We start from the raw sequence: 24,406 nt of genomic DNA on the forward strand, positions 1-24,406 counted from the left end.
TCGGATGAAGAAGGTGGATACCGTTTTGCGCGGCTCACAGGAACCGGCACGCGTAGGCCGCAACAAAAAAGAGCGCCGGACGGCGCTCTTTTTCAAAAACAAGCATGGCTTAGATGAGGCCTACTCGCCCTGCGCTTCGGCGGGAGCTGCCTCCTGGGCGGCGGCTTCCGCTGCCTTGGCCTCGGCTGCTTCCTCCGCCGCCTTCTCGGCAGCCAGCGCCTGCGCCGCGGCGATCTTCTCGGCCTCGATGCGGGCCTTCTCGTCGGCGGCGGCCTGGCGCTCGGCGTCGTTCAGCTTGCGGGCGCGGGCGCCGGTGTTCTCGCTGATGCGGGCCGACTTGCCGCGGCGGTCGCGCAGGTAATAGAGCTTGGCGCGGCGCACCTTGCCGCGGCGCACCACCTCGACCGCCTCGACCAGCGGGGAGTAGACGGGGAAGACGCGCTCCACACCCTCGCCGTAGGAAATCTTGCGCACGGTGAAGTTCTCGTTGAGGCCGGCGCCGGCGCGGGCGATGCACACGCCCTCATAGGCCTGCACACGGGTACGGGTGCCCTCGGTGACGCGCACCTGCACGCGCACGGTGTCACCGGGCGAGAAATCAGGAAGGGTGCGCTGGGCGGCGATCTTCTGGGCCTGCTCGGCCTCGAGCTGACGGATAAGGTCCATCGTCCTGTCCTCTTGTTCTTGGCGACCGCCAGAGCGCTCGTCCCATCGGCAGTCCTTCTTGACCGCCTGAAAGGTGCGCCTCCCAGGGAAGCGCAGGAGCGAATTCGCGTTCTTTAGCTTAAGTTCCGGCCATGGACCCCCATGGCAGCTTCGGTGCGGCGCACATACACCACATCACATGAGGAATCAACAGGCCGAGCGCGGGACGTCAGCCGCCAAGGCCAATGCCGCGTTCTCGATCTTGAGCAAGGTGATCACTTGGTCTTTTCCGCCTTCTGGTGCTCGGCCCACAGGTCGGGCCGCCGCTCCGCGGTCAGTTTCTCCGCCTCGGCGAGCCTCCATTCGGCGATCTTGCGATGGTTGCCGGACAGAAGCACTTCCGGGATTTCGCGGCCCTCGAAGCTTTGCGGCCTCGTATAGTGCGGGTGTTCCAGGAGACCGCTTTCGAAGCTTTCCTCGGTGCCGGAGGTCTCGTTGCCCATGACACCCGGCAGGAGGCGCACCACCGCGTCCAACAGCACCAGGGCGGCAGGCTCGCCGCCGGAGAGGACGTAGTCGCCGATGGAGACCTCCTCCAGGGCGCGCGCCTCGATGAGGCGCTGGTCGACCCCCTCGAAGCGGCCGCAGAGGATGACGGCGCCGGGGCCGGCGGCGAGTTGGCGCACGCGGGCCTGGGTGAGCGGGATGCCGCGCGGGCTCATGAGGAGCTTCGGGCGCGGGTCGCCTTCGGGGGCGGCATGGTCGATGGCGCGGGCCAGCACGTCGGCGCGCATGACCATGCCCGCGCCGCCGCCGGCGGGCGTATCGTCGACGCTGCGGTGCTTGTCAGTGGCAAAGTCGCGGATCTGCACGGCTTCCAGCGACCAGGTGCCGGCGGCCCGGGCGCGGCCGGCGAGTGAAACGGCGAGCGGTCCCGGAAACATTTCGGGATAGAGAGTGAGTACGGTGGCGCGGAAGCTCACCGGTTGCCCCCGGCCGATTTGGGTCCGCGCGGGCGCGCCTTCGGGTCCGGATGTGCATCCTCATCGATCGGCTTCTGGTGGTCGAGGCCGGCGGCGGAGCTATCGAGATGCACGATGCCCTCGGCAACATCCACCTTCGGCACCGCCTCACGGGTGAAAGGGACCATGAGCGTCGGCCCGGCGTCGGGACGGATTTCGAGGATGTCGCTGGCCCCGAAATTATGGATGGCGATCACCTTGCCGATTTCCTCCTGCGTCTCGTCGAAGACGGGCAGGCCCACCAGATCGGCGTGATAAAATTCCTCTTCCTCAAGTTCCTCCGGCAGAACGGAGCGGTCCACGAACAGGGCTTCGCCCGTCAGGGCTTCCGCTGCGTCGCGGTCCGTTACGTCGCCGAAACGAACGATCACGACATCCTTGGCGGGTCGGACGGAGGCGACGGTCAGCGCACGGCCGTCCGCGGTGAAGAGGGGACCGTAGCGGCCGAGCGCCATGGGATCGTCGGTGAAGGGTTTCACGCGCAGCTCACCACGGATGCCATGGGCCGCGCCCACGACGCCGAGCTGGACTGGATTCCTGGGTTTTGTCATATGCCGACGCTCGTCTTATGCGCTCTGCGGATCCGGGTGGCAAATCGCCCCGCCCCGGCAATTCGGCCAGGGAGCAGCGCTCCCGCGATGGCACACGAGCAGGAAAAGGGCCAATCACCGCACGCCATGCCGCCGATAGGTTAGGACTTTGCCAGCTTCGATGCCACCGCCTCGATGCGGTCGGCAAGCTCGGCCAATGTGCCGGTCAGCGTGGCGTCGTTCTTGCCGGCCTTCGAGAGCGCGTCGTCGCGCGTCTTGCGCAGGGTGGCGATCTCGCTCTCCATGCCGTGGACACGCTTCTGCAACTCGGCAAACTCGTCCATCACCATGATGCCGGCCATCACGGTGAGGCGCTGATCGCCGATTTCGCCGAAGGACTCCTTCAGATGTGCCACATAGCGGTCGAACCGCTGGGCGAGGTCGATCAGGTGTTCCTCCTGACCCTCATCGCAGGCCATGCGGTAGGCCTTGCCGTCGATGGTGACCGTTACCTGTGCCATGAGCCTATCGATCCAGGACGGCGCGGATGGTCTCCATGGCCGTCACCAGCCTGCGCGAGACCTCCCGGTTCACCTCAGCCAGGCGTTCCGCGCGCGCTTCGGACTTGTCGATCTCCTGGGCGAGGCGGGTGCGGTCAGCGCCCATGCGCTGCACTTCGGCTTCGGCTTCCGCGTAGTCCTGTTCCTTCTCGATCCGGTTATCGGCAGCAGCTTCCAGCCCCTCTATGGCTTTGCCAAGGCGGCCGATTACTTCTCTGAGTGTGGTATCACCGTTCATTGCAACCCATTCCCAGCCCGCCCGCCTGCGAATTGTGCGCAATCATAAGATTTTACCCTTGAAAGATTACGCGGCGGATGAACCCGGCGTCAACACACTTGGCGGCTATCCCCCGATTTGCTTTTGCTTGTCGAACGGCGGCTGAACTTTCCGGCCTTGCCGCCGTTTATTGACTTGGGCAGCGCACCTGCTATGTGTCGCCTGCTTTCTCGGGCGACACCGCCCAATGCCTGAAAATGCCGGCAGCCGATCAGCGAGCAAAGATGATTTCACGCGAAAAACACGACCGGATGGCGAACGCGATCCGCTTTTTGTCCATGGACGCCGTCGAAAAGGCGAAGTCCGGCCATCCCGGCCTGCCGATGGGTGCGGCGGATATCGCCACGGTGCTCTTTACGCGCTTCATGACGCACGACCCGAAGAACCCGCACTGGGCGGACCGCGACCGTTTCGTGCTGTCGGCGGGCCATGGGTCGATGCTGCTCTACTCGTTGCTTTACCTGCTCGGCTACGAAGACATCACCATCGACGAGATCAAGAATTTCCGCCAGCTCGGCTCGCGCACGGCCGGCCATCCCGAATATGGCGAGGCAGCGGGCATCGAGACGACCACCGGGCCGCTCGGCCAGGGCTTTGCCAATGCGGTGGGCATGGCGCTTGCCGAACGGCTGCTCAACGCCCGTTTCGGCGACGACCTCGTGGACCACTACACCTATGCGCTCGTGGGCGACGGGTGCCTGATGGAAGGCATCAGTCAGGAGGCGCTGGCGCTTGCCGGGCATCTGAGGCTCAGCAAGCTGATCGTGCTGTTCGACGACAACCAGATTTCCATCGATGGGCCGGTCTCGCTTGCCGATTCCACCGACCAGTGCGCGCGTTTCGAGGCGTCGGGCTGGAACACGATGCGGGTGGACGGGCACGACCCGGACGCCATCACAGCTGCCATCGAAGAGGCGCGCGGGTCCGACCGGCCAACGATGATCGCCTTCCGGACCACCATCGGCTGGGGTGCGCCGACCAAGGCGGGCACCAACAAGGCGCACGGCTCGCCGCTGGGTGCCGACGAGATCGCCAAGACGCGTGAGGCGCTCGGCTGGGACGCCGACCCCTTCGTCGTGCCATCGGATATCCTGGACGATTGGCGGCTTGCAGGCCTGCGCTCGGCCAAGGAGCGCAAGGCGTGGGAGACGCGGCTGGCGGCAACGGATGCGGAGACGCGCGGCGAGTTCGAGCGGCGCATGCGCGGCGACCTGCCGGAGGCGCTGCCATCGGCGATCGCCGAGTACAAGAAGAAGCTGGCGCGGGAAAACCCCAAGGTTGCCACGCGCAACGCCTCGGAGATGGCGCTCGATGTCATCAATGACTGCGTGGTGGAGACCATTGGCGGGTCGGCGGACCTGACCGGCTCCAACAATACCAAGACAAGCCAGACGGTGGATGTGACGCCGGGCGACTATTCCGGCCGCTATATCCGTTACGGCATCCGTGAGCATGGCATGGCGGCGGCGATGAACGGCATTGCGCTGCATGGCGGCCTCATTCCTTATGGCGGCACGTTCCTCACCTTTTCCGACTATGCGCGGCCGGCCATGCGGCTTGCCTCGCTGATGGGCATCCGCACCATCTTCGTCATGACGCACGATTCCATCGGGCTGGGCGAGGATGGGCCGACGCACCAGCCGGTGGAGCATCTGGCGGCGCTCAGGGCGATCCCGAACCACCGCGTCTTCCGCCCGGCCGACCCGGTGGAGACCGTCGAATGCTGGCAGCTTGCCCTCGAATCGAAGAAGGCGCCCTCCACCCTGGCACTGACGCGGCAGAAGCTGGAGCCGGTGCGCCACGAGTACCGGGAGGAGAACCTGTGCGCGCGCGGTGCCTATGAGCTCTTGCCCGCCGGCGACGAGGCGAAGGTGACGCTTTTCGCCAGCGGTTCGGAAGTCGAGATCGCGGTCGCCGCGAAGGCGCTTCTGGAAGAGCGAGGGCACCCGACGCGCGTCGTCTCGGTGCCTTGCTTCGAGCTGTTCGAGGCGCAGGACGAAGATTATCGCGAGGCGATCATCGGCAAGGCGCCGGTGCGCGTCGCCGTGGAGGCCGGCATCCGCCAAGGCTGGGATCGTTTCATCGGCTCCGACGGCGCCTTCATCGGCATGACCGGCTTCGGCGCCAGTGCGCCGGCGCCGGATCTCTACAAGCATTTCGGGATTACGGCAGAGGCCGTAGTGGCGGCGGCGGAAGCACGCTTAGCCACCACTTAAGAATTTTTAAGGCGCGACGCTGGACCACACTTTGGTGTCGGCAAAGCCTGTTATTCTGTGTCGGGCGTCGCTATTAAGCGGCGTCTTCCCGCCGTGCCTTTGGGCACGCATCACGTTCGCCGGAGGTAGTTCATGACCGTTAAAGTAGCCGTCAACGGATTTGGCCGCATCGGCCGCAACATCGTGCGCGCCATCTATGAGTCCGGCCGCAAGGATATCGACATCGTCGCCGTCAACGATCTCGGTCCGGTGGAGACCAATGCGCATCTTCTGCGCTATGACAGCGTGCACGGCCGTTTCCCCGGCGATGTGAAGGTTGAGGGCGATACGATCGTTGTCGGCTCCGACTCCTTCAAGGTGCTGGCCGAGCGGGATCCCACGAAGCTGCCGTGGAAGGATCTCGATATCGACATCGTGCTCGAATGCACGGGCATCTTCACCTCCAAGGAAAAGGCTTCCGCGCATCTGACGGCCGGTGCCAAGCGCGTGCTCGTCTCCGCACCCTCGGACGGCGCAGACCTCACGGTGGTCTACGGTGTCAACCACGACAAGATCACCGCCGAGCACCGCGTTATTTCCAACGCCTCCTGCACCACCAACTGCCTGGCCCCGGTCGCCAAGGTGCTGAACGATGCCTTCGGCATCGAGAGGGGTTTCATGACCACGATCCATGCCTATACGGGCGACCAGCCGACGCTGGATACCATGCACAAGGATCTCTACCGCGCCCGCGCGGCGGCCATGTCCATGATCCCCACGTCCACGGGTGCGGCCCGTGCCGTGGGCCTGGTGCTGCCGGAACTCAACGGCAAGCTCGACGGCGTATCGATCCGCGTGCCGACGCCCAACGTCTCCGTCATCGACTTCAAGTTCGTGCCGAAGAAGAAGGTGACGGTCGAAGAGGTGAACCAGGCGCTGGTGGCGGCGACCAAGGATGGGCCGCTCAAGGGCATTCTCGCCTATACGGACGAGAAGCTGGTCTCCGTGGACCTCAACCATAACGACGCTTCCTCGACCTTTGCACTCGATCAGACCAAGGTGATCGAGGGCGAATTGGTCAGGGTGATGTCCTGGTACGACAACGAGTGGGGCTTCTCCAACCGTATGGCCGACACGGCGGTGGCCTTCGGCAAGACGATCGGCTGATTAAGCCTTCTTTCCGGTTTTCTGCCATAACGCCCGGCCAAGCGGCCGGGCGTTTTTCTTTGGCTCTTGCCTATACTGCCCATTCACCGCAATTTGGCCTCGAATCGCATTTCAGAGAGGGTAATGGATCAAGGCATCTACCTGATAACGCTCATCGGCACCGCACTAGTGCTGTTTGCTGCGTTCTCCAGCCTGATCGCCTTTCGCTTCGGCGCGCCATTGCTGCTCGTCTTCCTCGGCATTGGCCTTGCCGCGGGCACGGACGGGCTGGGGCTCGACTTCGACAACGCCTCGGTGGCTTTTTTCATCGGCTCGCTGGCGCTGGCGGTGATCCTGTTCGATTCCGGTTTCGGCACGTCCTTCGCCAGCTTTCGCGCCGCGGCACTCCCCGCCATCATCCTTGCCACGTTCGGCGTTCTCTTGACGGCGGGGCTGGTGGGGGTTGCCACCCACTACGTGGTGGGCTTCGATTGGCTGGAATCCTTCCTGCTCGGCGCCGCCGTCGCCTCCACCGACGCGGCCGCCGTCTTCTTCCTGCTGCGCGTCGGCAATATCTTCGTGCGCGACCGCGTGCGCTCGACCCTGGAGGTGGAGTCGGGATCGAACGACCCGATGGCGATCTTCCTCACCCTTTCCCTCGTCAGCCTGATCGCCGCCGGCGCGCCGCTGGAGCCGGGCCAGCTTGCCGGCGACGTGGCGCTCGGCTTCCTGCTGCAGATGGGCATTGGGCTTGCCGCCGGGCTTGCCGGCGGCTACCTGATCGTGCGGCTGGTCATGCGGCTCAAGCTCGAGCAGGGGCTCGTGCCCATCTTCGTGCTCGCGCTGTCGCTCCTGGTCTTCGCCCTTACCGGCGCGCTCGGCGGCTCCGGGTTTCTCGCCGTCTACGTGGCGGGGCTCGTGGCCGGCAATGCGCAGATGCGCTCGACGGGGATGCTGAAGCGGTTCCAGGATGGGGTGACGTGGCTGGCGCAGATCATCATGTTCCTGGTGCTGGGGCTTTTCGCCACACCCTCGCAGTTCGCCGAGATCGCGCTGCCGGCGCTGTTCATCGGGCTGTTCCTCATCTTCATCGCCCGGCCGGTGGCCGTCGCGCTGTGCCTAGCGCCGTTCCGCTTCTCGCGCGCCGAGACGGCCTTCATCTCATGGGTGGGGCTGCGTGGCGCCGTCTCCATCCTGCTCGCCATCACGCCGCTCATCGATGAGCTGGAAGGCGGCCGCAGCCTGTTCAACATCGTCTTCATCATCGTGCTCGTTTCGCTGCTGGTGCAAGGCTGGAGCGTCGGGCCACTCGCCCACCGGCTCGGGCTGGTCGTGCCGACACGCACCGGGCCGGTGGACAAGGTGGAGCTGGAACTGCCGGGCTCGGCGCATCACGAGCTCTTGGCCTATCGCGTCGTCGCCGGCAGCCCGGTCGAACGCGGTGAGCGCATCCCCCGCTGGGCGCGTCCCTCTCTCGTGGTGCGCGACGGTCGCTCGATGGGCTTTCACTATGCCGGCAGGCTGCAGGCGGGCGACCGCATCTATATCTTCGTGCCCGACCGCTATCCCAGACTGCTCGACCGGCTTTTCGCAAGTCCGGCGAGGGTGGATCCGGAGGATGCTGAGTTCTTCGGCGCCTTCGCGGTGGACCCGGAGCGCCCCGCCGCCGACATCGAGGCCGCCTATGCACTCGGCCTCGATGCGGAGGATCAGGCGCTTTCCATCGCCGAATTCGTGCGCAAACGGTTGGGCGGACGGGCGGAGTATGGCGACCGCGTGCCACTCGGCAGTATCGAGTTGATCGTGCGCGAGGTGAACGAGGAAGGCCGTATCGTCGGCATCGGGCTGTCCGTCGACCCGCCCGCGCAGCCCGCCAAGGTGCCGGTCTTTATGAGCGTCGGCGAGGCGGCGGAGCGGCTTTGGGTATTCTTCCGGCGCTGGTGGAAAGACCGGCGCCGGCGCGCGCCGACGGAGACGGCCGAGCTGCCGGACGAGTGATAGCGGTCTTGCCTCGCGCGCCGTGGCCTGTATGTTCGCCAGCGCAATCACCACATTTCGAGGCAGCAGATCGATGGCCGACTTCAGAACCCTGGACGACCTCAAGGATATCGCCGGCAAGCGCGTGCTTGTGCGTGTCGACTTGAATGTGCCGATGAAGGAAGGCGCGGTGACCGATGCGACGCGCATCGAGCGGATCGCCCCGACCATCATCGGGCTTTCCGACCGCGGGGCAAAGGTCATCCTGCTCGCTCATTTCGGGCGGCCGAAGGGGAAACCGGCCGCGGAGTTCTCGCTCAAACCGGTGGCCAACGCCGTTGAAGCCACGCTCGACCGTCGCATCTATTTTACCGCCGACTGCGTGGGCGAGGCCGCCAAGGAGGCCGTAGACGAGATGAGCGATGGCGACATCCTGCTTCTCGAGAACACGCGCTTTCACCCCGGCGAGGAGAAGAACGACACGGACTTCGCCAAGGCGCTCGCAGAGAACGGCGATATCTATGTGAACGACGCCTTCTCCGCCGCCCACCGCGCGCATGCTTCCACTGAAGGCCTTGCGCATCTCCTGCCGGCCTATGCCGGGCGTACCATGCAAGCGGAACTGGAGGCGCTGGAGAAGGGGCTGGGCCAGCCGAAGCGGCCGGTGCTGGCGATCGTCGGCGGCGCCAAGGTCTCCACCAAGATCGACCTGCTCCTGAACCTTGTAAAGAAGGTGGACGGGCTGGTGATCGGCGGCGGCATGGCCAATACCTTCCTCGCCGCGCGCGGCACGAAGGTCGGCAAATCGCTGTGCGAGCATGATCTCGCCGAAACGGCCAAGCAGATCATGATCGACGCGGCCACCGCCGGCTGTGCGCTTATCCTGCCGGTGGATGCAGTGGTGGCGAAGAAGTTCGAGGCGGGGGCGGAGAGCGAGGTGGTCGACGTGTCCGCCGTGCCCGAGGATGCGATGATCCTCGATGTCGGGCCGAAGAGCATCGAAGCGGTCAACGAATGGCTCGACCGGGCCGACACTGTGGTGTGGAACGGGCCGTTGGGCGCATTCGAGATCAAACCGTTCGACAAGGCGACCGTGGCCGCCGCGCGCCATGCGGCGGAGCGCACGCGCGAGGGGCTTCTCGTTTCAGTCGCCGGAGGCGGAGATACGGTGGCCGCCCTCAATCAGGCTGGCGTGGCCGACGATTTCACCTATGTGTCGACGGCAGGCGGCGCTTTCCTGGAGTGGATGGAGGGCAAGATGCTGCCCGGTGTGGCGGCGCTATCGAAATAAGGCAAAGTTTCTTTTTATTTCAATCGATTAGGGGACTTCGACCCGCATTCCGTTTTGTCCTTTCATCTGGTAACGGCTTCTAGAGCGTGTATAGGAGGCATGGAAGATGAGCGAACGGCTTGAAGACATCGCCGCCAGGATGACAGCTGGCGGCAAGGGTATTCTGGCGGCGGACGAAAGCACAGGAACCATCAAGAAGCGTCTCGATTCGATCGGTGTGGAATCCACCGCCGAGACGCGCCGCGACTATCGGGAAATGCTGTTTTCCGCCGAAGAGGCGATGAGGAACCACATCTCCGGCGTCATCCTCTATGACGAGACGGTCCGCCAGCAGGCGAGGGACGGGACGCCGCTGGTGGAGATCATCGCCAGCTCGGGCGCTGTCCCCGGCATCAAGGTGGACAAGGGCGCGAAGCCTCTGGCGGGGCTCCCGGACGAGAAGATCACCGAGGGGCTGGACGGCTTGCGCGAGCGGCTTGCCGAATACTACGAACTCGGCGCGCGCTTCGCCAAGTGGCGAGGCGTCATCGCCATTTCCGACGATTTGCCGATATGGGGCGCGGTGAAGCAGAACGCCCAGGCATTGGCGCGCTATGCGGCGCTTTGCCAGGAGGCGGGGATCGTGCCTATCGTCGAGCCGGAAGTGCTGATGGACGGGGCGCCCGGCGACCATTCCATCGACCGCTGCTACACGGTCACCGAATGGGTGCTGAAGACGGTGTTCCAGGAGCTCTACGACGCCCGCGTCTCGCTGGAAGGCATGGTGCTGAAGCCGAACATGGTCATCGACGGCAAGAACGCCCGCAAGGCGAGCCGCGAGGAAGTGGCAGAGAAGACGGTGCGTTGCCTGAAGGCCACCGTGCCGGCGGCCGTGCCCGGCATCGCGTTTCTCTCCGGCGGCCAGTCGGACGAGGAGGCGACGGCGCACCTGTCCGCCATGAACGCCGGATACGACGTGCCATGGACGCTGACCTTCTCCTATGGCCGTGCGCTGCAGGCGGCGGCGCTGAAGGCTTGGGGCGGCAGGCAGGAGAACGTCGCCGCCGGTCAGCGCGCCTTCGCCCACCGCGCAAAGATGAACGGGCTTGCCGCACGCGGCGATTGGAAAGAAGAGCTGGAGAAGGCTGCCTGAGCCAAGTCGCGCTCAGCCGCGGCCGTGGCTGAGCGCGACTGTGAGCATGATGGCGGCGAGCGCCACGATGGCGAGCTTCCAGAAATCGCTGCGTTTTTTCAGGCCGGGAAGGCCGAGCGGCCGGATGATATGCAGGATCATCATGGCCACGATCAGAAGCGAGAGGATTTTTGTCATCGGGCGCCCGGCACTGGGTGAAGGTTCGCCCTTGTGCCCTCCTTTCGACCGCCGTGTCAAAAGCGGTTGCCGCGCTCAACGCTTCACCAGAAGCAGCTTGACCTGGCGCCGGCGGCGCCGCAGGTTCCGGCCGAATGAAACGATCGAGGTGAGACCATGGCACTGGACGGAAAGACGGCAATCGTGACGGGCGCTGCCGGCGGCATCGGCTATGCCATCGCCGAGCGCTTCCTGCGCGAGGGTGTGCGGGTGGTGATCGCGGATGTCGACGCCGAGAAGGGCGCCAAGGCGATCAAGGATCTGGAGAAGCTCGGCGAGGTCGATTTCGTCAAGACAGACGTGGGGAAGAGCCTCGACGTGCACAATCTCGTCGCCTCGACCATCGATTCGCTGGGCGATATCGATATCCTGGTCAACAATGCCGGCGTCGTGCACGGTGCGGATTTCCTCGATCTCAAGGAAGAGGACTTCGACCGGGTGTTGCGGATAAACCTGAAAGGCGCCTTCCTGGTGGGCCAAGCGGTCGCCCGCTATATGGTCGACAAGGTAAAAGGTGGTGGGGCGCCCGGTGTCGTCATCAATATGTCGTCGGTCAATGCTGTCTTCGCCATTGCCAACCAGGTGCCTTATTCCGTCTCCAAGGGCGGCATGAACCAGCTCACCAAGGTCATGGCGCTGTCGCTCGCCCCGCACGGCATCCGCGTCAACGCCATCGGGCCAGGCTCCATTATGACGGAGATGCTGGCAAGCGTGAATGCCGACCCGGCGGCTCGCGACCGTATCCTCTCCCGCACGCCCCTGGGGCGCATCGGCGATCCGCGGGAAATCGCCTCCATCGCCGCGTTCCTCGCCTCCGACGATGCCAGCTACATAACCGGCCAGACCATCTACGCCGACGGTGGGCGGCTGCCGCTCAACTACACAGTCGAGGTGCAGCCGCAGGAGTAGGCGACCCTGCAAGGCTCCTGACAAAACGCTGGCAGTACGGCCGTGCGATACTCCTCCGGCAATCACGTTGGAGGATGAGAGGCCATGACCGCTACACGCTATTCGATCTCGCGCACCGTTCACCGCTGGGCCAGCGCCTATCAGAGGCGCAGGCGCCGCAAGCTCACCGAACGGATCATGAACGACTTGCCGCCCAGCCTGCAGAGGGATATCGGTTGGCAACCGTCGGGGCCGACGCGGCAGCGCTGAACCCCGTCGAGCCGAAGAGGAGGGTGCCATGGAACAGTCGAAGACAGTCGGTCTCGTTTTCATCGAGAACTTCGCCGATTGGGAATTTGGCCTCCTGGCTGCTTCCGCTGTCGAGTGGTTCGGCGCACGCGCCGTCGCGCTTACGCCCGAAGCAGGCTCCGTGCGCTCCATCGCCGGCTTCCAGCTTGCCGGCGAGCGTGGGTTGGCGCCGCAGGAGAATAAGGATCTCGACGCCGTGGCGCTGATCGGTTCGGACAACTGGGCGTCTCCGGATGCGCCTGACGTGACGCCGCTTCTCAAGGCGGTCGCCGGGCGCGGCGGGGTCGTCGGCGGCATATGCGCCGGCACGCTGGGGCTGGCGCGCGCCGGCCTTTTCGAGGGCCGGCACCACACCAGCAACGGCCGCGAATGGATCGACAGGCACGCGCCGGGCTATGCAGGCGCGGAAGCCTATCAGGACGTGCCGCACGCGGTGAGTGACGGCAGTATCGTCAGTGCGCCGGGTTCGGCACCCGGCACCTTCGCCGCCATCTTCCTGGAGGCGCTTTTTCCCGAACGCGCCGAGACGGTTGGCGAGATGCGCAAGCTGTTCGCGCGCGAGCACGCCGCGGCCTGATCGCGTCATCCTTATCCCGCCCGCTGACAGGCTCCTGACGGGATGTTGTCAGGAGGGGTGTGCCACTCTGGCGGCATACCGAAGAGGAGAGATCGATGACACCGTTTTTGCCCGCCCACGCGGCCGTTTGGTTTGAAATCCCGGTGAGCGATATAGGCCGCGCCAGAGAGTTCTATGGCGCAGTGCTTCAAAACGAGCTGACGGACATGGAAGGGCCAAACCCGATGGCTCGTTTCGCGGCAAAGGAGGAAAACTCCGTCGCTGGCCATCTTTACCCCGGAAAACCTGCTTCCGAGGGCACCGGCATCACCATCCATCTGGCCGTTTCCGCGCCTCTGGAAGAAGCCATGGAGCGGGTGACGGCGAATGGCGGCAAGGTAGTTTCCCCCGTCGTCACTATTCCTGCGGGCCGTTTCGTGTATTGTCTCGATCCGGACGGCAATAGCTTCGGGCTGTTTACGTAAGGAGCGGCCTTCATGCGGCGTGCGGACCGGCTCTTTCAGATCGTTCAACATTTGCGCGGCGGACGGCTTGTGACGGCGCGTCTTCTCTCGGAGCGGCTAGAGGTCTCCGAGCGCACCATCTACCGCGACATTGCCGACCTGCAGTCGACGGGCGTGCCCATCGACGGCGAGGCCGGCGTCGGCTACCTGATGCGCGAAGGCTTCGAGCTGCCGCCGCTGATGTTCACGCGCGATGAGATCGTGGCGCTGGTGGCCGGCGCGCGCATGGTGCGCGCCTTCGGCGGCGCTGCCATGGCGCGCGCGGCAGAGGAAGCACTGATCAAGATCAGCACAGTGCTACCGGAAAACGAGCGGGAGCGCATTTCGCGCACCGAGATCCACACACCCAACTGGGTGATCAGCGACGCCGAGCGCCAGGCCATCGATGCGCTGGAGCACGCGGTGGAGAGCCGGCGCGTACTTCGCCTCGACTACCGCGACGAGGCTGGGCGCATGAGCCAGCGCGACGTGCGGCCGCTCGGCCTGTGGTTCTGGGGCAAGGTATGGACGCTGGTCGGCTGGTGCGAGCTGCGGGACGATTTCCGTGCTTTCCGCATCGACCGCATCGTCGTCATGCAAGAGGCCGGGCGCGGCTTCAAGCCGGAGCGCGGCAAGCAGCTCGGGGATTTTTATCGGCAACTGGAGCTGCGCGAATGCTCAGGCAACGGGCATGCGTGAAGCATGCCCTTCCTTCCGCAAGGGCAAGGAAGCGGTTAGCCCCGCTTCCTTGCCGCGAGCGTCCTCAACCGCAGAGCATTGAGGCGGATGAAGCCTTCGGCGTCCTTTTGATCGTAGGCGCCGCGGTCGTCCTCGAAGGTCACCAGGGCGTCGGAATAGAGCGACTTGTCGGACTTGCGGCCGGTGACGATGACGTTGCCCTTGTACAGCTTCAGCCGCACCTCGCCCTCGACGTCTTCCTGGCTCTTGTCGATCGCCGCCTGCAGCATCTCGCGCTCGGGTGAGAACCAGAAGCCGTTGTAGATGAGTTCCGCATAGCGCGGCATCAGCTCATCCTTGAGGTGCGCCGCACCCCGGTCGAGGGTGATCGATTCCATGGCGCGGTGGGCGGCAAGAAGGATCGTGCCCCCCGGCGTCTCGTAGACTCCGCGCGACTTCATGCCGACGAAGCGGTTCTCCACTAGGTCTATGCGGCCGATGCCGTTGTCGCGGCCGAGATCGTTGAGGGCGGCGAGCAACGTGGCCGGCGACATGGCTTTCCCGTTGAGCGCGACCGGATCACCGAACTTGAACCGCAGCGTGATCTCCATGACCTTGTCCGGTGCCTCCATGGGCGAGATGGTGCGCTGGTGGACGAATTCCGGGGGTTCGCTCCACGGATCCTCCAGCACCTTGCCCTCCGACGATGAGTGCAGGAGGTTGGCGTCGACCGAGAATGGGGCCTCGCCCTTTTTGTCCTTCGGCACCGGAATCTGGTGCTGCTCGGCGAAATTCATGAGGTCGGTGCGCGACTTGAACGCCCAGTCGCGCCAGGGCGCGATGACCTTGATGTCGGGGTTCAACGCGTAGGCTGAAAGCTCGTAGCGTACCTGGTCGTTGCCCTTGCCGGTTGAGCCATGGGCGACCGCATCGGCGCCGGTCTCGGCGGCAATCTCGACAAGGTGCTTGGCGATCAACGGCCGCGCGATCGAGGTGCCGAGCAGGTAGATGCCTTCATAGACCGCGTTGGCGCGAAACATCGGGAAGACGAAGTCGCGGACGAACTCTTCGCGAACGTCTACAATCCGGATGTCCTTGATGCCGAGCATCTCGGCCTTCTTGCGCGCCGGCTCAAGCTCGTCGCCCTGGCCGAGATCGGCGGTGAAGGTTACGACCTCCGCGCCGAGCTCCGTTTGCAACCATTTGAGGATGATGGAGGTGTCGAGGCCGCCCGAATAGGCCAGAACGACCTTCTTTACGTCTGTGTGCTTCGCCATGGTCTTTTCCGGTGATTGGGATGCCCGGCGCGCCCTGGGCCGGTTTGCGCGGGCACTATTATCAGGAAAAGACAAAGGGGCAAGCCGCCCCCGCAAGAGCGACCTTTCCGCGAACCCACGATTGGAGGCTGCAGGCGCGGCCGCGCCGCCTACTGGCAGTTCTGGATCGAATCGAGCGCTGCCGTCATGCCCAGAAGCGAGAAGGTGTAGCGGGTGTCGTTGCCGCGGCCGGACTTTGCCGCCACCGTCATGTCGGAGCCGGACTTCATGGCGGCGATGAGCTGTGGTTCCTCCGCGGCGTTCTCCAGCCACGCCGACTTTTCCTGCGTGAACATGCTGAACGACCGGCCGCCCACCGTCACCGTGACCTTCGAGCCTTCCTGGAGACTATAACCGGCGATGAATTGCGGTTCGTAGGCGACGTTCTGGCCCGGCTTCTGGCTGACGAAGAAGAAGATGTCGCCGTGATCCAGGCTTGACGGTTCCTTCTGCTTCGGCACGCTCATCACATAGCAGACCTTACCGTTACCAGACTGGTAGCTATAGGTGCCCCAGTCGCGGTGCTGCCCGACGGCTGTCGCCTGCGCGAAGGCCGGTCCTGCGGCCGCGACCGCGCAAAACAGAAAGAGCGACGAAAAAATCCCACGCATTGTCCCTGACCGTATCTTTGTCTGCCGTGTGTTTGTAAAGCACATCAGAGGCTTACGCCCGATGGCTTCATTTTTATTTAATCTGGGTTACCAAAGAGTGAAGCTGCATGAAATATCGCCCACCTCTTCTCAAAAGAGTTCACCGAGCGATCCTGCCGGCCGCTTCACACCCCACGTAGAAGTTTGAATCGGATGAAAAAGGCGAGAGTTTGACCCCGGCAGCGCGGCGTCGGATGCCCGCCGTCCTTCATTCGGCATCTTCGAGGGCGCGCTTGGCAGCCAGCCGGTGGGCGGGGGTGATGTGCGAGCGCACGGCGCCGAGCGCTGCTGCCAGAACAGCCATATCATCCGTGAAGCCGAAACCGGCGAGGAAGTCGGGCACCATGTCGAGGGGCAAGACGAAATAAGCGAGTGCGGCGAGCAGGATGCCGCGCACGCGCGGCGGCGTTTCGCGGTCAAGCGCGCAATAGTAGCCGGCGATCACATCTTCCATGAACGGCACCTGGCGGGCCGCTTTCTTGGCAGTGCGCCAAAATTTACGGCGAACATCCTCTTCGCGGCTGCGCTCGTCGGCGCTGCCGGGAACAAGGATCTCGCCGATTTTCACGTCGTCCATGACTGTCGCTCCTTGCCGGGATGATGTGGGAAGGCCGGCGCCCGGATGCAATGCCATATGGGGCCGGCTATCGGGCGGCGAAGGCGTTCATCCTCTTCGCCAGCTTGACGTCCAGCTCGGTCAGGCCGCCGGCGTCGTGGGTGGTGAGGATGACGTCGACGGTCTTGTAGACGTTCGACCACTCGGGATGATGGTCGAGCTTCTCGGCGGCCAGCGCTGCCCGCGTCATGAAGCCGAAGGCTTCGTTGAAATTGGCGAAGACGAAGCGCCGCTTAATGGCCGCGCCGTCGCGCGCGAGGCTCCAGCCTTCGAGTTCCGCCAGTGCCTCTTCCACCTGCTTGTTCCCGAGTTTCTCCCTTGCCATGAAACCTCTCCGTGCTATCGCGTAGTGGCATGAAGGATAATACACCTCGCGCCGGCGAACAGGCCCGCACAGCCATCCTTTTCGTTTGCCTCGGCAATATTTGCCGTTCGCCGCTGGCGGAAGGCATCTTTCGTGCCGTCGTTTCCGAGCGTGGCCTGGAGCATGCTTTCCATCTCGATTCGGCCGGCACCGGCGCCTGGCACGCGGGCTCGCCGCCGGATCCACGGTCGGTGGCTACCGCGCGCCGCTTCGGCCTCGACATTTCCGGGCAAAGGGCGCGCCAGGTGGAGCCCGAGGATTTTTCCCGCTTCGATATCATACTGGCCATGGACCGCGCCAACGTCGGCGCGCTGCGCCAGCGGGCGCCGAAGGAGGCGCATGAGCGCATCCATCTATTCCTCGACTATGCGCTCGGCAGGCCGGAGGAAATACCGGATCCCTATTACGGCGGGGATGACGGCTTCGCCGCAGTCTACCGCACGATCCGCGAAGCTTCCGATGCGCTGGTGGCGAGGCTTGCCGAGCGCGACGGCTCCGCCCGCATCAGCGGCCAGGCTTCCTCGACGATATAGGGTCCGCCGCCGACCGAATCGCGCGCCGACATCAGGACGAAACGCCCGACCCGGAACGGCACCGTAGCGAAATTGCCCCGCGCCGACAGATAGGCAGCGACTTCGTGGGGGCTCGTGCTTTTCAGCCGTGCGAGCGTTACATGCGGTGTGAACTTGCGCGGATCCGGGGCGAGGCCGAGCCGCTGGCAGATGCGCTCGATTTCGCCTTGCAAGGCATAGAGGTCCGGCGAAGCGGCTACACCCGCCCATACCGCGTGCGGCTTCTTCTGGCCGAAGGCGCCGACGCCGGAAAGCGTGAGCGAGAAGGCCGGCCGCCGCACCCGGTCGAGGGCGTTGGCGACCTCGTCGGCCACGTGGCCTTCGACATCGCCGATGAAACGCAGGGTGAGGTGGTAGTTCTCGACATCGACCCACCGGGCTCCCGGCAGGCCGCCGCGCAGAAGCGAAAGGGACAGCGCCGCATCGCGCGGAATCTCGAGGGCGGTGAAAAGTCGCGGCATGGCAACCTCCTCGAATCTCTATGTCTATCGTCAGCGAATCATCGATTGAGCACCGGGGCAAGCGCTTTCTGGCGCCTGCGGCTCACATCTTGGGCTTTTCCCCTTCGACGAGGGCCTCGACACGGGGGAGTATGCGCTCCACCATCAGGTCCACACCCTTTGCGTTGGGATGCATACCGTCCTCGAGCAGCAGCGAGCCGTTGGCCGCTACGCCGTCAAGGAAGAACGGGACCAGCGGCAGGTCGTGTTTTTCCGCCAGTCGCGGGTAGATGGCGTTGAACGCCTCTTGGTAGTCCGGCCCCAGATTAGGCGCGGCGTACATGCCGACGAGCAGCACGTCGATGCCGCGCTGGCGAAGCCGGGTAACGATCTCGTCCAGGTTTTTTTCCGTGGCGGCAGGGGAGAGACCGCGCAGCATGTCGTTGGCGCCGAGCTCCAGGATCACAAGGTCCGTACCTTCGGGGACCGACCAGTCGAGCCGTGACAGGCCGCCGCTGGTGGTATCGCCGGAGACGCCGGCATTCGCCACGGTGACGTCGTTGCCGTTGTCACGCATCGCGGTCTCCAGCTTCTCCGGAAAGGCTTCTCCCGGTGCCAGTTGGTAACCGGCCATCAAACTATCGCCGAAGCCGACGATGTCGAAGGCCTCGGCCCACGCCGGCCGCGCACCGGGCATCAGCAGAAGGACGAGGATGAGCGCCGATGACATTTTCGTGAGCGACACGATAGCACCGGAAATCTTGTCCAAAGGTTTGAATAGCATGAAACTCAACCCATATCTGCCGAAGCCGCGCCCGCGACATCTCTCATATAGGACGCCCCGCCCGTGACCAAACCCGTCATCGATCTGGATAACGTTTCCCTGACGCTCGGTGAGGGTGCATCCTCCGTCCACGTGCTCAAGGGCGTCAGCCTGGCAGTCGAACATGGCCAATCCACGGCCATTGTCGGCCCTTCCGGCTCCGGCAAGTCGACATTGCTGATGGTGATCGCCGGGCTGGAGAAGGTGGACAGCGGCACGGTGCGCGTTGCCGACCGGACGCTCAACGGCTTGAGCGAGGATGCGGTTGCAGCCTTCCGCGGCCGCACCATCGGCATCGTCTTCCAGTCTTTTCACCTCATCCCCAACATGACGGCGCTGGAGAACGTCGCCGTCCCGCTGGAACTCGCCGGCCATGACGATCCCTTCGGTCTCGCCGAGAAGGAGCTTGAAGCGGTGGGGCTGAAGGACCGTTTGACCCACTATCCGGGCGAGCTTTCCGGCGGTGAGCAACAGCGCGTGGCGATTGCCCGCGCGCTGGCGCCGGAGCCGGCCATCATGATTGCAGATGAGCCCACGGGCAATCTTGACCAGGCGACGGGGCGGCAGATCGTCGATCTGTTGTTCGAGACGGCGCGCGAGCGCGGCACGACACTGGCACTGGTGACCCACGATCCCGCACTCGCCGCGCGCTGCGACCGGCAGGTGGCGATGCGCTCCGGCCGGATCGAGGAGGCCGCGCCCGAACCCGCTTCGGCCGGCTGAGGCGCCCCCATGTTTCGCTCCGACGCCACGGCCATCGACGGGAAAACGGACAGCCTCTCCGCCGGGCGCGCCGAGAGGCGTGGCGGGGCCGGGCCTCAACTGGCGATGCGCTTCGCCCTGCGCGAGATGCGCGGTGGGCTTTCCGGCTTTTTCATCTTTCTTGCCTGTATTGCGCTGGGAGTGGCGGCTATCGGCGGGGTAAACTCCGTCGCTCGCGCCATCAGCGCGGGTGTCGCCTCGCAGGGCCAGGAATTGCTCGGCGCCGACATCCGCTTCGAGCTCAACCAGCGCCGCGTCGACGCGGCCGAACACGCCTGGCTGGCGGGTCTCGGGCGGCTTGCCGAAAGCGCCAATATGCGCTCCATGGCCCGTCTTACCGATGGTTCCGATCAGGCGCTGGTCGAGGTGAAGGCGGTGGACGAGGCCTATCCGCTCTACGGGGCGCTTGTCACCGAGCCAGCACTTTCCCACGATGCGCTCTTCGGCCTCGCGGATGGCGCCTACGGCGCGGCCGCGCCTTCGCTTCTTTTCGACCGGCTGGGGCTTTCCATCGGTGACCGGCTGATGCTCGGCGGGCAGGCGTTCGAGCTGCGCGCCGAGCTTGTCACCGAGCCGGATGCCGTTTCCGATGGCTTCGGCTTCGCTCCACGCCTGATGGTCTCGCTGGAGGGGCTCGGTGCCGCCGGTCTCGTGCAGCCCGGCAGCCTGGTGGAGCACGCCTACAAGCTGCGCCTTGACGGCAATCCCGGCAATGCGGAGTTGCGCGCCCTGCGCGAGGAGGCGAGCGAGCGCTTCCCCGAGGCGGGGTGGAGCGTCCGTACGCGGCTTAACGCTGCCCCGTCGCTGTCGGCCAATGTCGAGCGCTTCTCACAGTTCCTCACCCTTGTCGGGCTGACCGCGCTGGTGGTCGGGGGCGTCGGCGTGGCCAACGCGGTGCGCGCCTATCTCGACGGAAAACGCGCCGTCATCGCTACCTTCAAGAGCCTCGGCGCGTCGGGCGGCTTCGTTTTCTCGGTTTATCTCATGCAGGTCCTCATCATCGCCCTGATGGGGATCGGCGCCGGCCTGGTGCTCGCCGCGCTGATGCCTTTTGCGGCGGGTGCTGCGCTTGCCTCGGTCCTGCCGGTGCCGAGCGAGGGCGGCATCTATCCTTCCGCGCTCGGGCTTGCCGCGCTGTTCGGCGTGCTGACGACGCTTGCCTTTGCACTGCTGCCGCTCGGCCGGGCGCGCGACGTGCCGGCGACGGCGCTGTTCCGCGAGATGGGGATCGACGCCAAGGGCTGGCCGCGTCTCTTCTACGTGGTGCTGGCAGTTGCTATCGCTGCGATACTTGCCCTTCTCGCCATCCTTTATTCCGAGGAGCGGCGCATCGCCGCGATTTTCGTCGCCGCCGCCATTGCCGCCTTCCTGGTGCTGCGCGGCGTGGGCTGGGCGGTGCAGGCCGTCGCCCGCCGCGCCCCACGCGTGCGCTCGACCGCCCTCAGGCTTGCTGTCGGCAATATCCATCGTCCCGGTGCGCTGACGCCGTCGGTCGTGCTGGCGCTCGGCCTCGGCCTCACCCTCATCGCCACCCTTACGCTGATCGACGGCAATCTGAGGCGGCAGATCGCCGGCAACCTGCCGGAGGTGGCGCCGAACTTTTTCTTCGTCGATATCCAGGCGGACCAGGTGGAGGATTTCGCTTCGCTGGTCGAGGCGCAGGCGCCGGACGGCAAGCTCATCCGCGTGCCGATGCTGCGCGGGCGCATCATCGCGCTCAACGACGTCAGTGTGCGCGACATCGAGGTGCCGCCGGAAGGCGGCTGGGTGCTTCGCGGCGACCGCGGCATCACCTACTCCGACAACAAGCCGGAAAACGCCACGCTGACGCAGGGCGAATGGTGGCCGGCCGGCTATGAAGGAGAGCCGCTCGTCTCGTTCACCGCGGAGGAGGGCGCCGCGCTCGGCCTGCGGCTCGGCGACACCCTGACGGTGAATGTGCTCGGCCGCAATGTCACCGCGCGCATTGCCAGCTTCCGCCAGGTGGAGTGGGAGACGCTGGCCATGAACTTCGTCATGGTCTTCTCTCCCAACACCTTTACGGGCGCGCCCCACGCCTGGCTGGCGACGCTGACCGACGCCAGCGCCACGAGTGCCGACGAATCGCGCCTTCTGAACGCCGTCACGCGCAGCTTTCCCACCATCACCACTGTTCGCGTGAAGGATGCGCTTGACGTTGTGAACCGGCTCGTCGGGCAACTTGCCACCGCCATAAGGGCGGCGGCGGCGGTGGCGCTCATCGCTTCGGTGCTCGTTCTCTCCGGAGCACTCGCGGCGGGCAACCGCGCCCGCGTGCACGACGCTGTGGTTCTGAAGACGCTGGGGGCGACGCGGCGTACGCTGATTGCCGCCTTCGCGCTGGAATACCTCCTGATCGGCCTTGCCACAGCACTCTTCGCGCTGGCCGCCGGCGGTGTGGCGGCCTGGTATGTGGTGACCCGCATCATGACGCTTCCCTGGAGCTTCCTGCCAGAGGTGGCGTTGTCGACCGTCGTCATTGCCTTGGTGTTGACGGTTGGCTTCGGGCTCGTCGGCACATGGCGCGTGCTCGGCCACAAGGCTGCGCCGGTGTTGCGGAACCTGTGAGATAGAAAGGGGTCGGCCTTCTGCAGCGTGCGCTTTTCCGCTGCTGAAGGTCTTGCTCTTGTCGCGAACAGACATCATATTTGAACGACGCATGCTGGACTCCCGCCAGCGGCGAGCGGCTGTGTGGCCGACACCCGACGGGAGAGTAGCGAGAAAGAGGAAACAATGGCTGACCTTCGCAATTACCAGGCCCGCGTGGCGACCGGCGCACGCGCGGACGCGGCCATCGACGAGGGCCTGCGCGCCTATATGATCCGGGTTTACAACCTCATGGCTCTCGGGCTGGGCATCACCGGTCTTGCGGCATGGGGCACCGCACAAATGGCGATGACGAACCCGGCGTTCGCACAGGTGATGTATGGAAGTCCGCTGCGCTGGGTGGTCATGCTCGCTCCGCTAGGCCTCGTTTTCTTCCTGAGTGCGCGCATCCACAAGATGAGCGTATCTGCGGCACAGACGAGCTTCTGGGTCTTCGCGGCCCTCATGGGCCTTTCGTTGTCATCGATCTTCCTCGTCTTCACCGGCGAGAGCATCGTGCGGACTTTCTTCATCACGGCCGCCTCCTTCGGCGCGCTGTCGCTGTGGGGCTACACGACGAAGCGTGATCTTTCCGGCATGGGCTCCTTCCTCTTCATGGGGCTCGTCGGCATCATCATCGCCATGATCGTCAATATCTTCTTGGCATCTTCGGCACTGCAGTTCGCCATCTCGGTGATCGGCGTGCTGATCTTTGCGGGTCTGACGGCCTACGACACGCAGCAGATCAAGGAAATGTATTACGAGGGCGACGACCAGCTTGTGGCCGGCCGCAAGGCCATCATGGGCGCGCTCAGGCTCTACCTCGATTTCATCAACCTGTTCATGTTCCTGCTGCAGTTCCTCGGCAATCGCGAGTAACGGATAGAACTGGAACGATCAAGAAAAGGCGGCTTTCGAGCCGCCTTTTCTTTTGCCCGGTATCCTGCCATGAAGATGGAAACCACACCGAACGAACCGCCGATGACCGCTATCACCATTCGCCCTTCGGTATCCGCCGACATTCCCGCCATCACACAGATCTACGCCCACGCCGTTGAAAGCGGCACGGCGAGCTACGAGCTGGAGCCGCCGGGAGAGGAGGAGATGGCCTCGCGGCACGAGGCGCTGGTCTCCCGCGGCTATCCCTATCTGGTGGCAGAGGTGGAAGGACGGGTGCTCGGCTATGCCTATGCCGGGCCGTTTCGTCCGCGCCGCGCCTATCGCTTCATGGTCGAGGATTCCGTCTATATCGCGCCGCAGGCACAGGGACGCGGCATCGGCCGGCAGTTGGTAAAGGCGCTGATCGAGGAATGCCGGAAACTGGGTTTCAGGCAGATTGCCGCCGTCATCGGCGACGGCTCACCGGAGAGCGCATCCGTACGGCTGCATGAGGCCCTTGGCTTCCGCCATGCCGGCGTTCTGGAAGGCAGCGGCTACAAACATGGCCGCTGGCTGGACACAGTCTTCATGCAGCTCGAACTCAACGGCGGCGCGACAAGACCGCCGGATGCTGAATCTCTACCCGAGAGGCTGTTCCGAGAAGGGCGTTAGATCGCATCATCGATTCCGTGAAACGATGATCCGATCAACCTTGGCTGGCCGCATTCCGGAGGGAAGCCGGTTTCCACTTTTCCTGGAATTGCTCCAGGTATCGCTCACGCCCGCACGAGTTTGAGCTTGCGGTCGAACACCGTCAGCACTCGGCTCAACTCATGTCCGCGTTTCAGAATGGCGCCGGTGGTGGCGATGACACTGTAGGCACCCTGTTTGCGGGCGAGTTTGGGTGTTTTGACGATCTGGAACAGCGGCACCTCGCTGGTGCGGCGGAAGACGGAGAATACCGCTCTGTCTCTCAGGTGGTCGATGGCGTAATCACGCCACTCGCCGGTGGCCACCATCTGCCCGTAGAGGCGCAGTATCTGGTCCAGCTCGCGACGCTCGAAGGTCACCGGCAGTTCAAGCCGTGCCCGCCGCGCCTCGCTGAGCCGGACGAGAACTCCGGAATCGTCGCCGTCCTCCCCGGCGCTTGCAAAGTCAGTCATGTTCAGTTCGCACCCTCATGACGGTTTATGACAAGAAAGTTGGCGCGCCGCGCCGGGAAATGCAACCCCGTTTGCCCGGGATGGTGCGCCATCTTTCTTTCACGAACACAAAACGCCCTGTCGGATTTGGTGATCGTCTGCCTTATTCTCGCCGTCTTCTTTCCAAGCTCCCGCCTGATTTTGAAGCCAGCATTCCTGTGTTGCCTGAGACGGTTCGATCCGGAGGCGGCGCCGTACCCCAAGCCCCCCCGCCCACGGTGTCGTAGCCGGATCGAACCAACTCTGGTGCTCT

Annotated in this window: 28 protein-coding genes; 15 read left to right on the forward strand and 13 right to left on the reverse strand. The window is 64.7% G+C overall.

Annotation, left to right across the window (positions count from 1 at the left end; translation table 11 throughout):
- Nucleotides 1-120: 120 nt before the first annotated feature.
- The 5 genes from rplS to GPJ75_RS03320 all read right to left on the reverse strand — a co-directional run bounded on the left by rplS (nt 121) and on the right by GPJ75_RS03320 (nt 2,995).
- Entirely contained in the window at nt 121-666 is a 546-nt protein-coding gene (gene rplS, locus GPJ75_RS03300; protein ID WP_163265124.1) for a 50S ribosomal protein L19, read from the reverse strand.
- Between the two features lie 254 nt (nt 667-920).
- Nucleotides 921-1,628, reverse strand: a complete 708-nt coding sequence (trmD, locus tag GPJ75_RS03305; protein WP_163265126.1) for a tRNA (guanosine(37)-N1)-methyltransferase TrmD — start codon at nt 1,626-1,628, stop codon at nt 921-923.
- Nucleotides 1,625-2,218, reverse strand: coding sequence for a ribosome maturation factor RimM (gene rimM, locus GPJ75_RS03310; protein WP_163265128.1), 594 nt, complete (start codon nt 2,216-2,218; stop codon nt 1,625-1,627). The genes trmD and rimM overlap by 4 nt, the downstream gene beginning before the upstream one ends.
- Before the next feature lie 140 nt (nt 2,219-2,358).
- Complete coding sequence (locus GPJ75_RS03315; RefSeq protein ID WP_163265130.1) at nt 2,359-2,718, reverse strand: cell division protein ZapA; 360 nt, start codon at nt 2,716-2,718, stop codon at nt 2,359-2,361.
- A gap of 4 nt (nt 2,719-2,722) precedes the next feature.
- On the reverse strand, nt 2,723-2,995 hold the full coding sequence (locus GPJ75_RS03320) for a DUF4164 domain-containing protein (protein WP_159587569.1): 273 nt from the start codon (nt 2,993-2,995) through the stop codon (nt 2,723-2,725).
- Nucleotides 2,996-3,258: 263 nt separating this feature from the next.
- On the opposite strand from GPJ75_RS03320, the gene tkt reads away from it, so the two are divergent.
- The 5 genes from tkt to GPJ75_RS03345 all read left to right on the forward strand — a co-directional run bounded on the left by tkt (nt 3,259) and on the right by GPJ75_RS03345 (nt 10,775).
- Nucleotides 3,259-5,250 (forward strand): transketolase, encoded by a 1,992-nt coding sequence (gene tkt, locus GPJ75_RS03325; protein ID WP_163265133.1) that lies wholly within the window; start codon nt 3,259-3,261, stop codon nt 5,248-5,250.
- Between the two features lie 132 nt (nt 5,251-5,382).
- Entirely contained in the window at nt 5,383-6,396 is a 1,014-nt protein-coding gene (gap, locus tag GPJ75_RS03330; protein WP_163265135.1) for a type I glyceraldehyde-3-phosphate dehydrogenase, read from the forward strand.
- 123 nt (nt 6,397-6,519) lie between these two features.
- A complete protein-coding gene (locus GPJ75_RS03335; RefSeq protein ID WP_163265137.1) occupies nt 6,520-8,373 on the forward strand; it encodes a potassium/proton antiporter in 1,854 nt (617 codons plus the stop codon).
- A gap of 73 nt (nt 8,374-8,446) precedes the next feature.
- Nucleotides 8,447-9,643, forward strand: a complete 1,197-nt coding sequence (locus GPJ75_RS03340; protein WP_163265139.1) for a phosphoglycerate kinase — start codon at nt 8,447-8,449, stop codon at nt 9,641-9,643.
- Nucleotides 9,644-9,749: 106 nt separating this feature from the next.
- A complete protein-coding gene (locus GPJ75_RS03345; RefSeq protein ID WP_163265141.1) occupies nt 9,750-10,775 on the forward strand; it encodes a class I fructose-bisphosphate aldolase in 1,026 nt (341 codons plus the stop codon).
- A gap of 12 nt (nt 10,776-10,787) precedes the next feature.
- Here the strand turns inward: GPJ75_RS03345 and GPJ75_RS03350 are convergent, their stop codons facing one another.
- Complete coding sequence (locus GPJ75_RS03350) at nt 10,788-10,952, reverse strand: hypothetical protein (RefSeq protein WP_163265143.1); 165 nt, start codon at nt 10,950-10,952, stop codon at nt 10,788-10,790.
- 156 nt (nt 10,953-11,108) lie between these two features.
- Between GPJ75_RS03350 and GPJ75_RS03355 the strand changes: the two genes are divergently transcribed.
- The 5 genes from GPJ75_RS03355 to GPJ75_RS03375 all read left to right on the forward strand — a co-directional run bounded on the left by GPJ75_RS03355 (nt 11,109) and on the right by GPJ75_RS03375 (nt 13,946).
- Nucleotides 11,109-11,900: an SDR family NAD(P)-dependent oxidoreductase gene (locus tag GPJ75_RS03355; protein ID WP_163265145.1), complete on the forward strand. Its 792-nt coding sequence runs from the start codon at nt 11,109-11,111 to the stop codon at nt 11,898-11,900.
- An 84-nt stretch (nt 11,901-11,984) separates the two neighbouring features.
- On the forward strand, nt 11,985-12,149 hold the full coding sequence (locus GPJ75_RS03360) for a hypothetical protein (protein WP_163265147.1): 165 nt from the start codon (nt 11,985-11,987) through the stop codon (nt 12,147-12,149).
- Between the two features lie 28 nt (nt 12,150-12,177).
- A complete protein-coding gene (locus tag GPJ75_RS03365) occupies nt 12,178-12,765 on the forward strand; it encodes a DJ-1/PfpI family protein (protein ID WP_163265149.1) in 588 nt (195 codons plus the stop codon).
- Nucleotides 12,766-12,860: 95 nt separating this feature from the next.
- Nucleotides 12,861-13,229 carry a VOC family protein gene (locus GPJ75_RS03370; RefSeq protein WP_163265151.1) on the forward strand — a complete coding sequence of 123 codons (369 nt, stop codon included), beginning with the start codon at nt 12,861-12,863 and terminating at the stop codon, nt 13,227-13,229.
- Between the two features lie 12 nt (nt 13,230-13,241).
- Nucleotides 13,242-13,946: a helix-turn-helix transcriptional regulator gene (locus tag GPJ75_RS03375; protein ID WP_159587579.1), complete on the forward strand. Its 705-nt coding sequence runs from the start codon at nt 13,242-13,244 to the stop codon at nt 13,944-13,946.
- A 35-nt stretch (nt 13,947-13,981) separates the two neighbouring features.
- Here GPJ75_RS03375 and GPJ75_RS03380 read toward each other — a convergent pair whose 3' ends face one another.
- The 4 genes from GPJ75_RS03380 to GPJ75_RS03395 form a co-directional block, all read right to left on the reverse strand.
- On the reverse strand, nt 13,982-15,202 hold the full coding sequence (locus GPJ75_RS03380) for an argininosuccinate synthase (RefSeq protein WP_163265153.1): 1,221 nt from the start codon (nt 15,200-15,202) through the stop codon (nt 13,982-13,984).
- 149 nt (nt 15,203-15,351) lie between these two features.
- On the reverse strand, nt 15,352-15,852 hold the full coding sequence (locus GPJ75_RS03385) for an invasion associated locus B family protein (RefSeq protein ID WP_163265155.1): 501 nt from the start codon (nt 15,850-15,852) through the stop codon (nt 15,352-15,354).
- A 247-nt stretch (nt 15,853-16,099) separates the two neighbouring features.
- Nucleotides 16,100-16,468 carry a YkvA family protein gene (locus GPJ75_RS03390; RefSeq protein WP_163265157.1) on the reverse strand — a complete coding sequence of 123 codons (369 nt, stop codon included), beginning with the start codon at nt 16,466-16,468 and terminating at the stop codon, nt 16,100-16,102.
- 67 nt (nt 16,469-16,535) lie between these two features.
- The gene (locus GPJ75_RS03395; protein ID WP_163265159.1) at nt 16,536-16,832 is read right to left on the reverse strand and encodes a 4a-hydroxytetrahydrobiopterin dehydratase; all 297 of its coding nucleotides are present in this window, start codon (nt 16,830-16,832) and stop codon (nt 16,536-16,538) included.
- 29 nt (nt 16,833-16,861) lie between these two features.
- Here GPJ75_RS03395 and GPJ75_RS03400 point away from each other — a divergent pair, with 29 nt between their 5' ends.
- Entirely contained in the window at nt 16,862-17,404 is a 543-nt protein-coding gene (locus GPJ75_RS03400; RefSeq protein ID WP_163265161.1) for a low molecular weight protein-tyrosine-phosphatase, read from the forward strand.
- Here the strand turns inward: GPJ75_RS03400 and thpR are convergent.
- Complete coding sequence (gene thpR / locus GPJ75_RS03405) at nt 17,305-17,904, reverse strand: RNA 2',3'-cyclic phosphodiesterase (RefSeq protein ID WP_163265163.1); 600 nt, start codon at nt 17,902-17,904, stop codon at nt 17,305-17,307. The genes GPJ75_RS03400 and thpR overlap by 100 nt on opposite strands.
- Nucleotides 17,905-17,986: 82 nt before the next feature.
- Entirely contained in the window at nt 17,987-18,667 is a 681-nt protein-coding gene (locus tag GPJ75_RS03410) for an arylesterase (protein ID WP_205602458.1), read from the reverse strand.
- Nucleotides 18,668-18,730: 63 nt separating this feature from the next.
- Here GPJ75_RS03410 and GPJ75_RS03415 point away from each other — a divergent pair, with 63 nt between their 5' ends.
- The 4 genes from GPJ75_RS03415 (at nt 18,731) to GPJ75_RS03430 (ending at nt 23,623) form a co-directional block, all read left to right on the forward strand.
- The gene (locus tag GPJ75_RS03415) at nt 18,731-19,429 is read left to right on the forward strand and encodes an ABC transporter ATP-binding protein (protein WP_163265165.1); all 699 of its coding nucleotides are present in this window, start codon (nt 18,731-18,733) and stop codon (nt 19,427-19,429) included.
- 105 nt (nt 19,430-19,534) lie between these two features.
- Nucleotides 19,535-22,054 carry an ABC transporter permease gene (locus GPJ75_RS03420; protein WP_246248912.1) on the forward strand — a complete coding sequence of 840 codons (2,520 nt, stop codon included), beginning with the start codon at nt 19,535-19,537 and terminating at the stop codon, nt 22,052-22,054.
- Between the two features lie 165 nt (nt 22,055-22,219).
- Complete coding sequence (locus GPJ75_RS03425; RefSeq protein ID WP_163265169.1) at nt 22,220-22,951, forward strand: Bax inhibitor-1/YccA family protein; 732 nt, start codon at nt 22,220-22,222, stop codon at nt 22,949-22,951.
- Nucleotides 22,952-23,053: 102 nt separating this feature from the next.
- Complete coding sequence (locus GPJ75_RS03430; RefSeq protein ID WP_163265171.1) at nt 23,054-23,623, forward strand: GNAT family N-acetyltransferase; 570 nt, start codon at nt 23,054-23,056, stop codon at nt 23,621-23,623.
- 104 nt (nt 23,624-23,727) lie between these two features.
- Here the strand turns inward: GPJ75_RS03430 and GPJ75_RS03435 are convergent, their stop codons facing one another.
- Entirely contained in the window at nt 23,728-24,114 is a 387-nt protein-coding gene (locus GPJ75_RS03435; protein WP_163265173.1) for a DUF2794 domain-containing protein, read from the reverse strand.
- Nucleotides 24,115-24,406 lie beyond the last annotated feature (292 nt).

Source organism: Chelativorans alearensis (assembly GCF_010993735.1).
GTDB classification, from domain to species: Bacteria; Pseudomonadota; Alphaproteobacteria; order Rhizobiales; family Rhizobiaceae; genus Chelativorans; species Chelativorans alearense.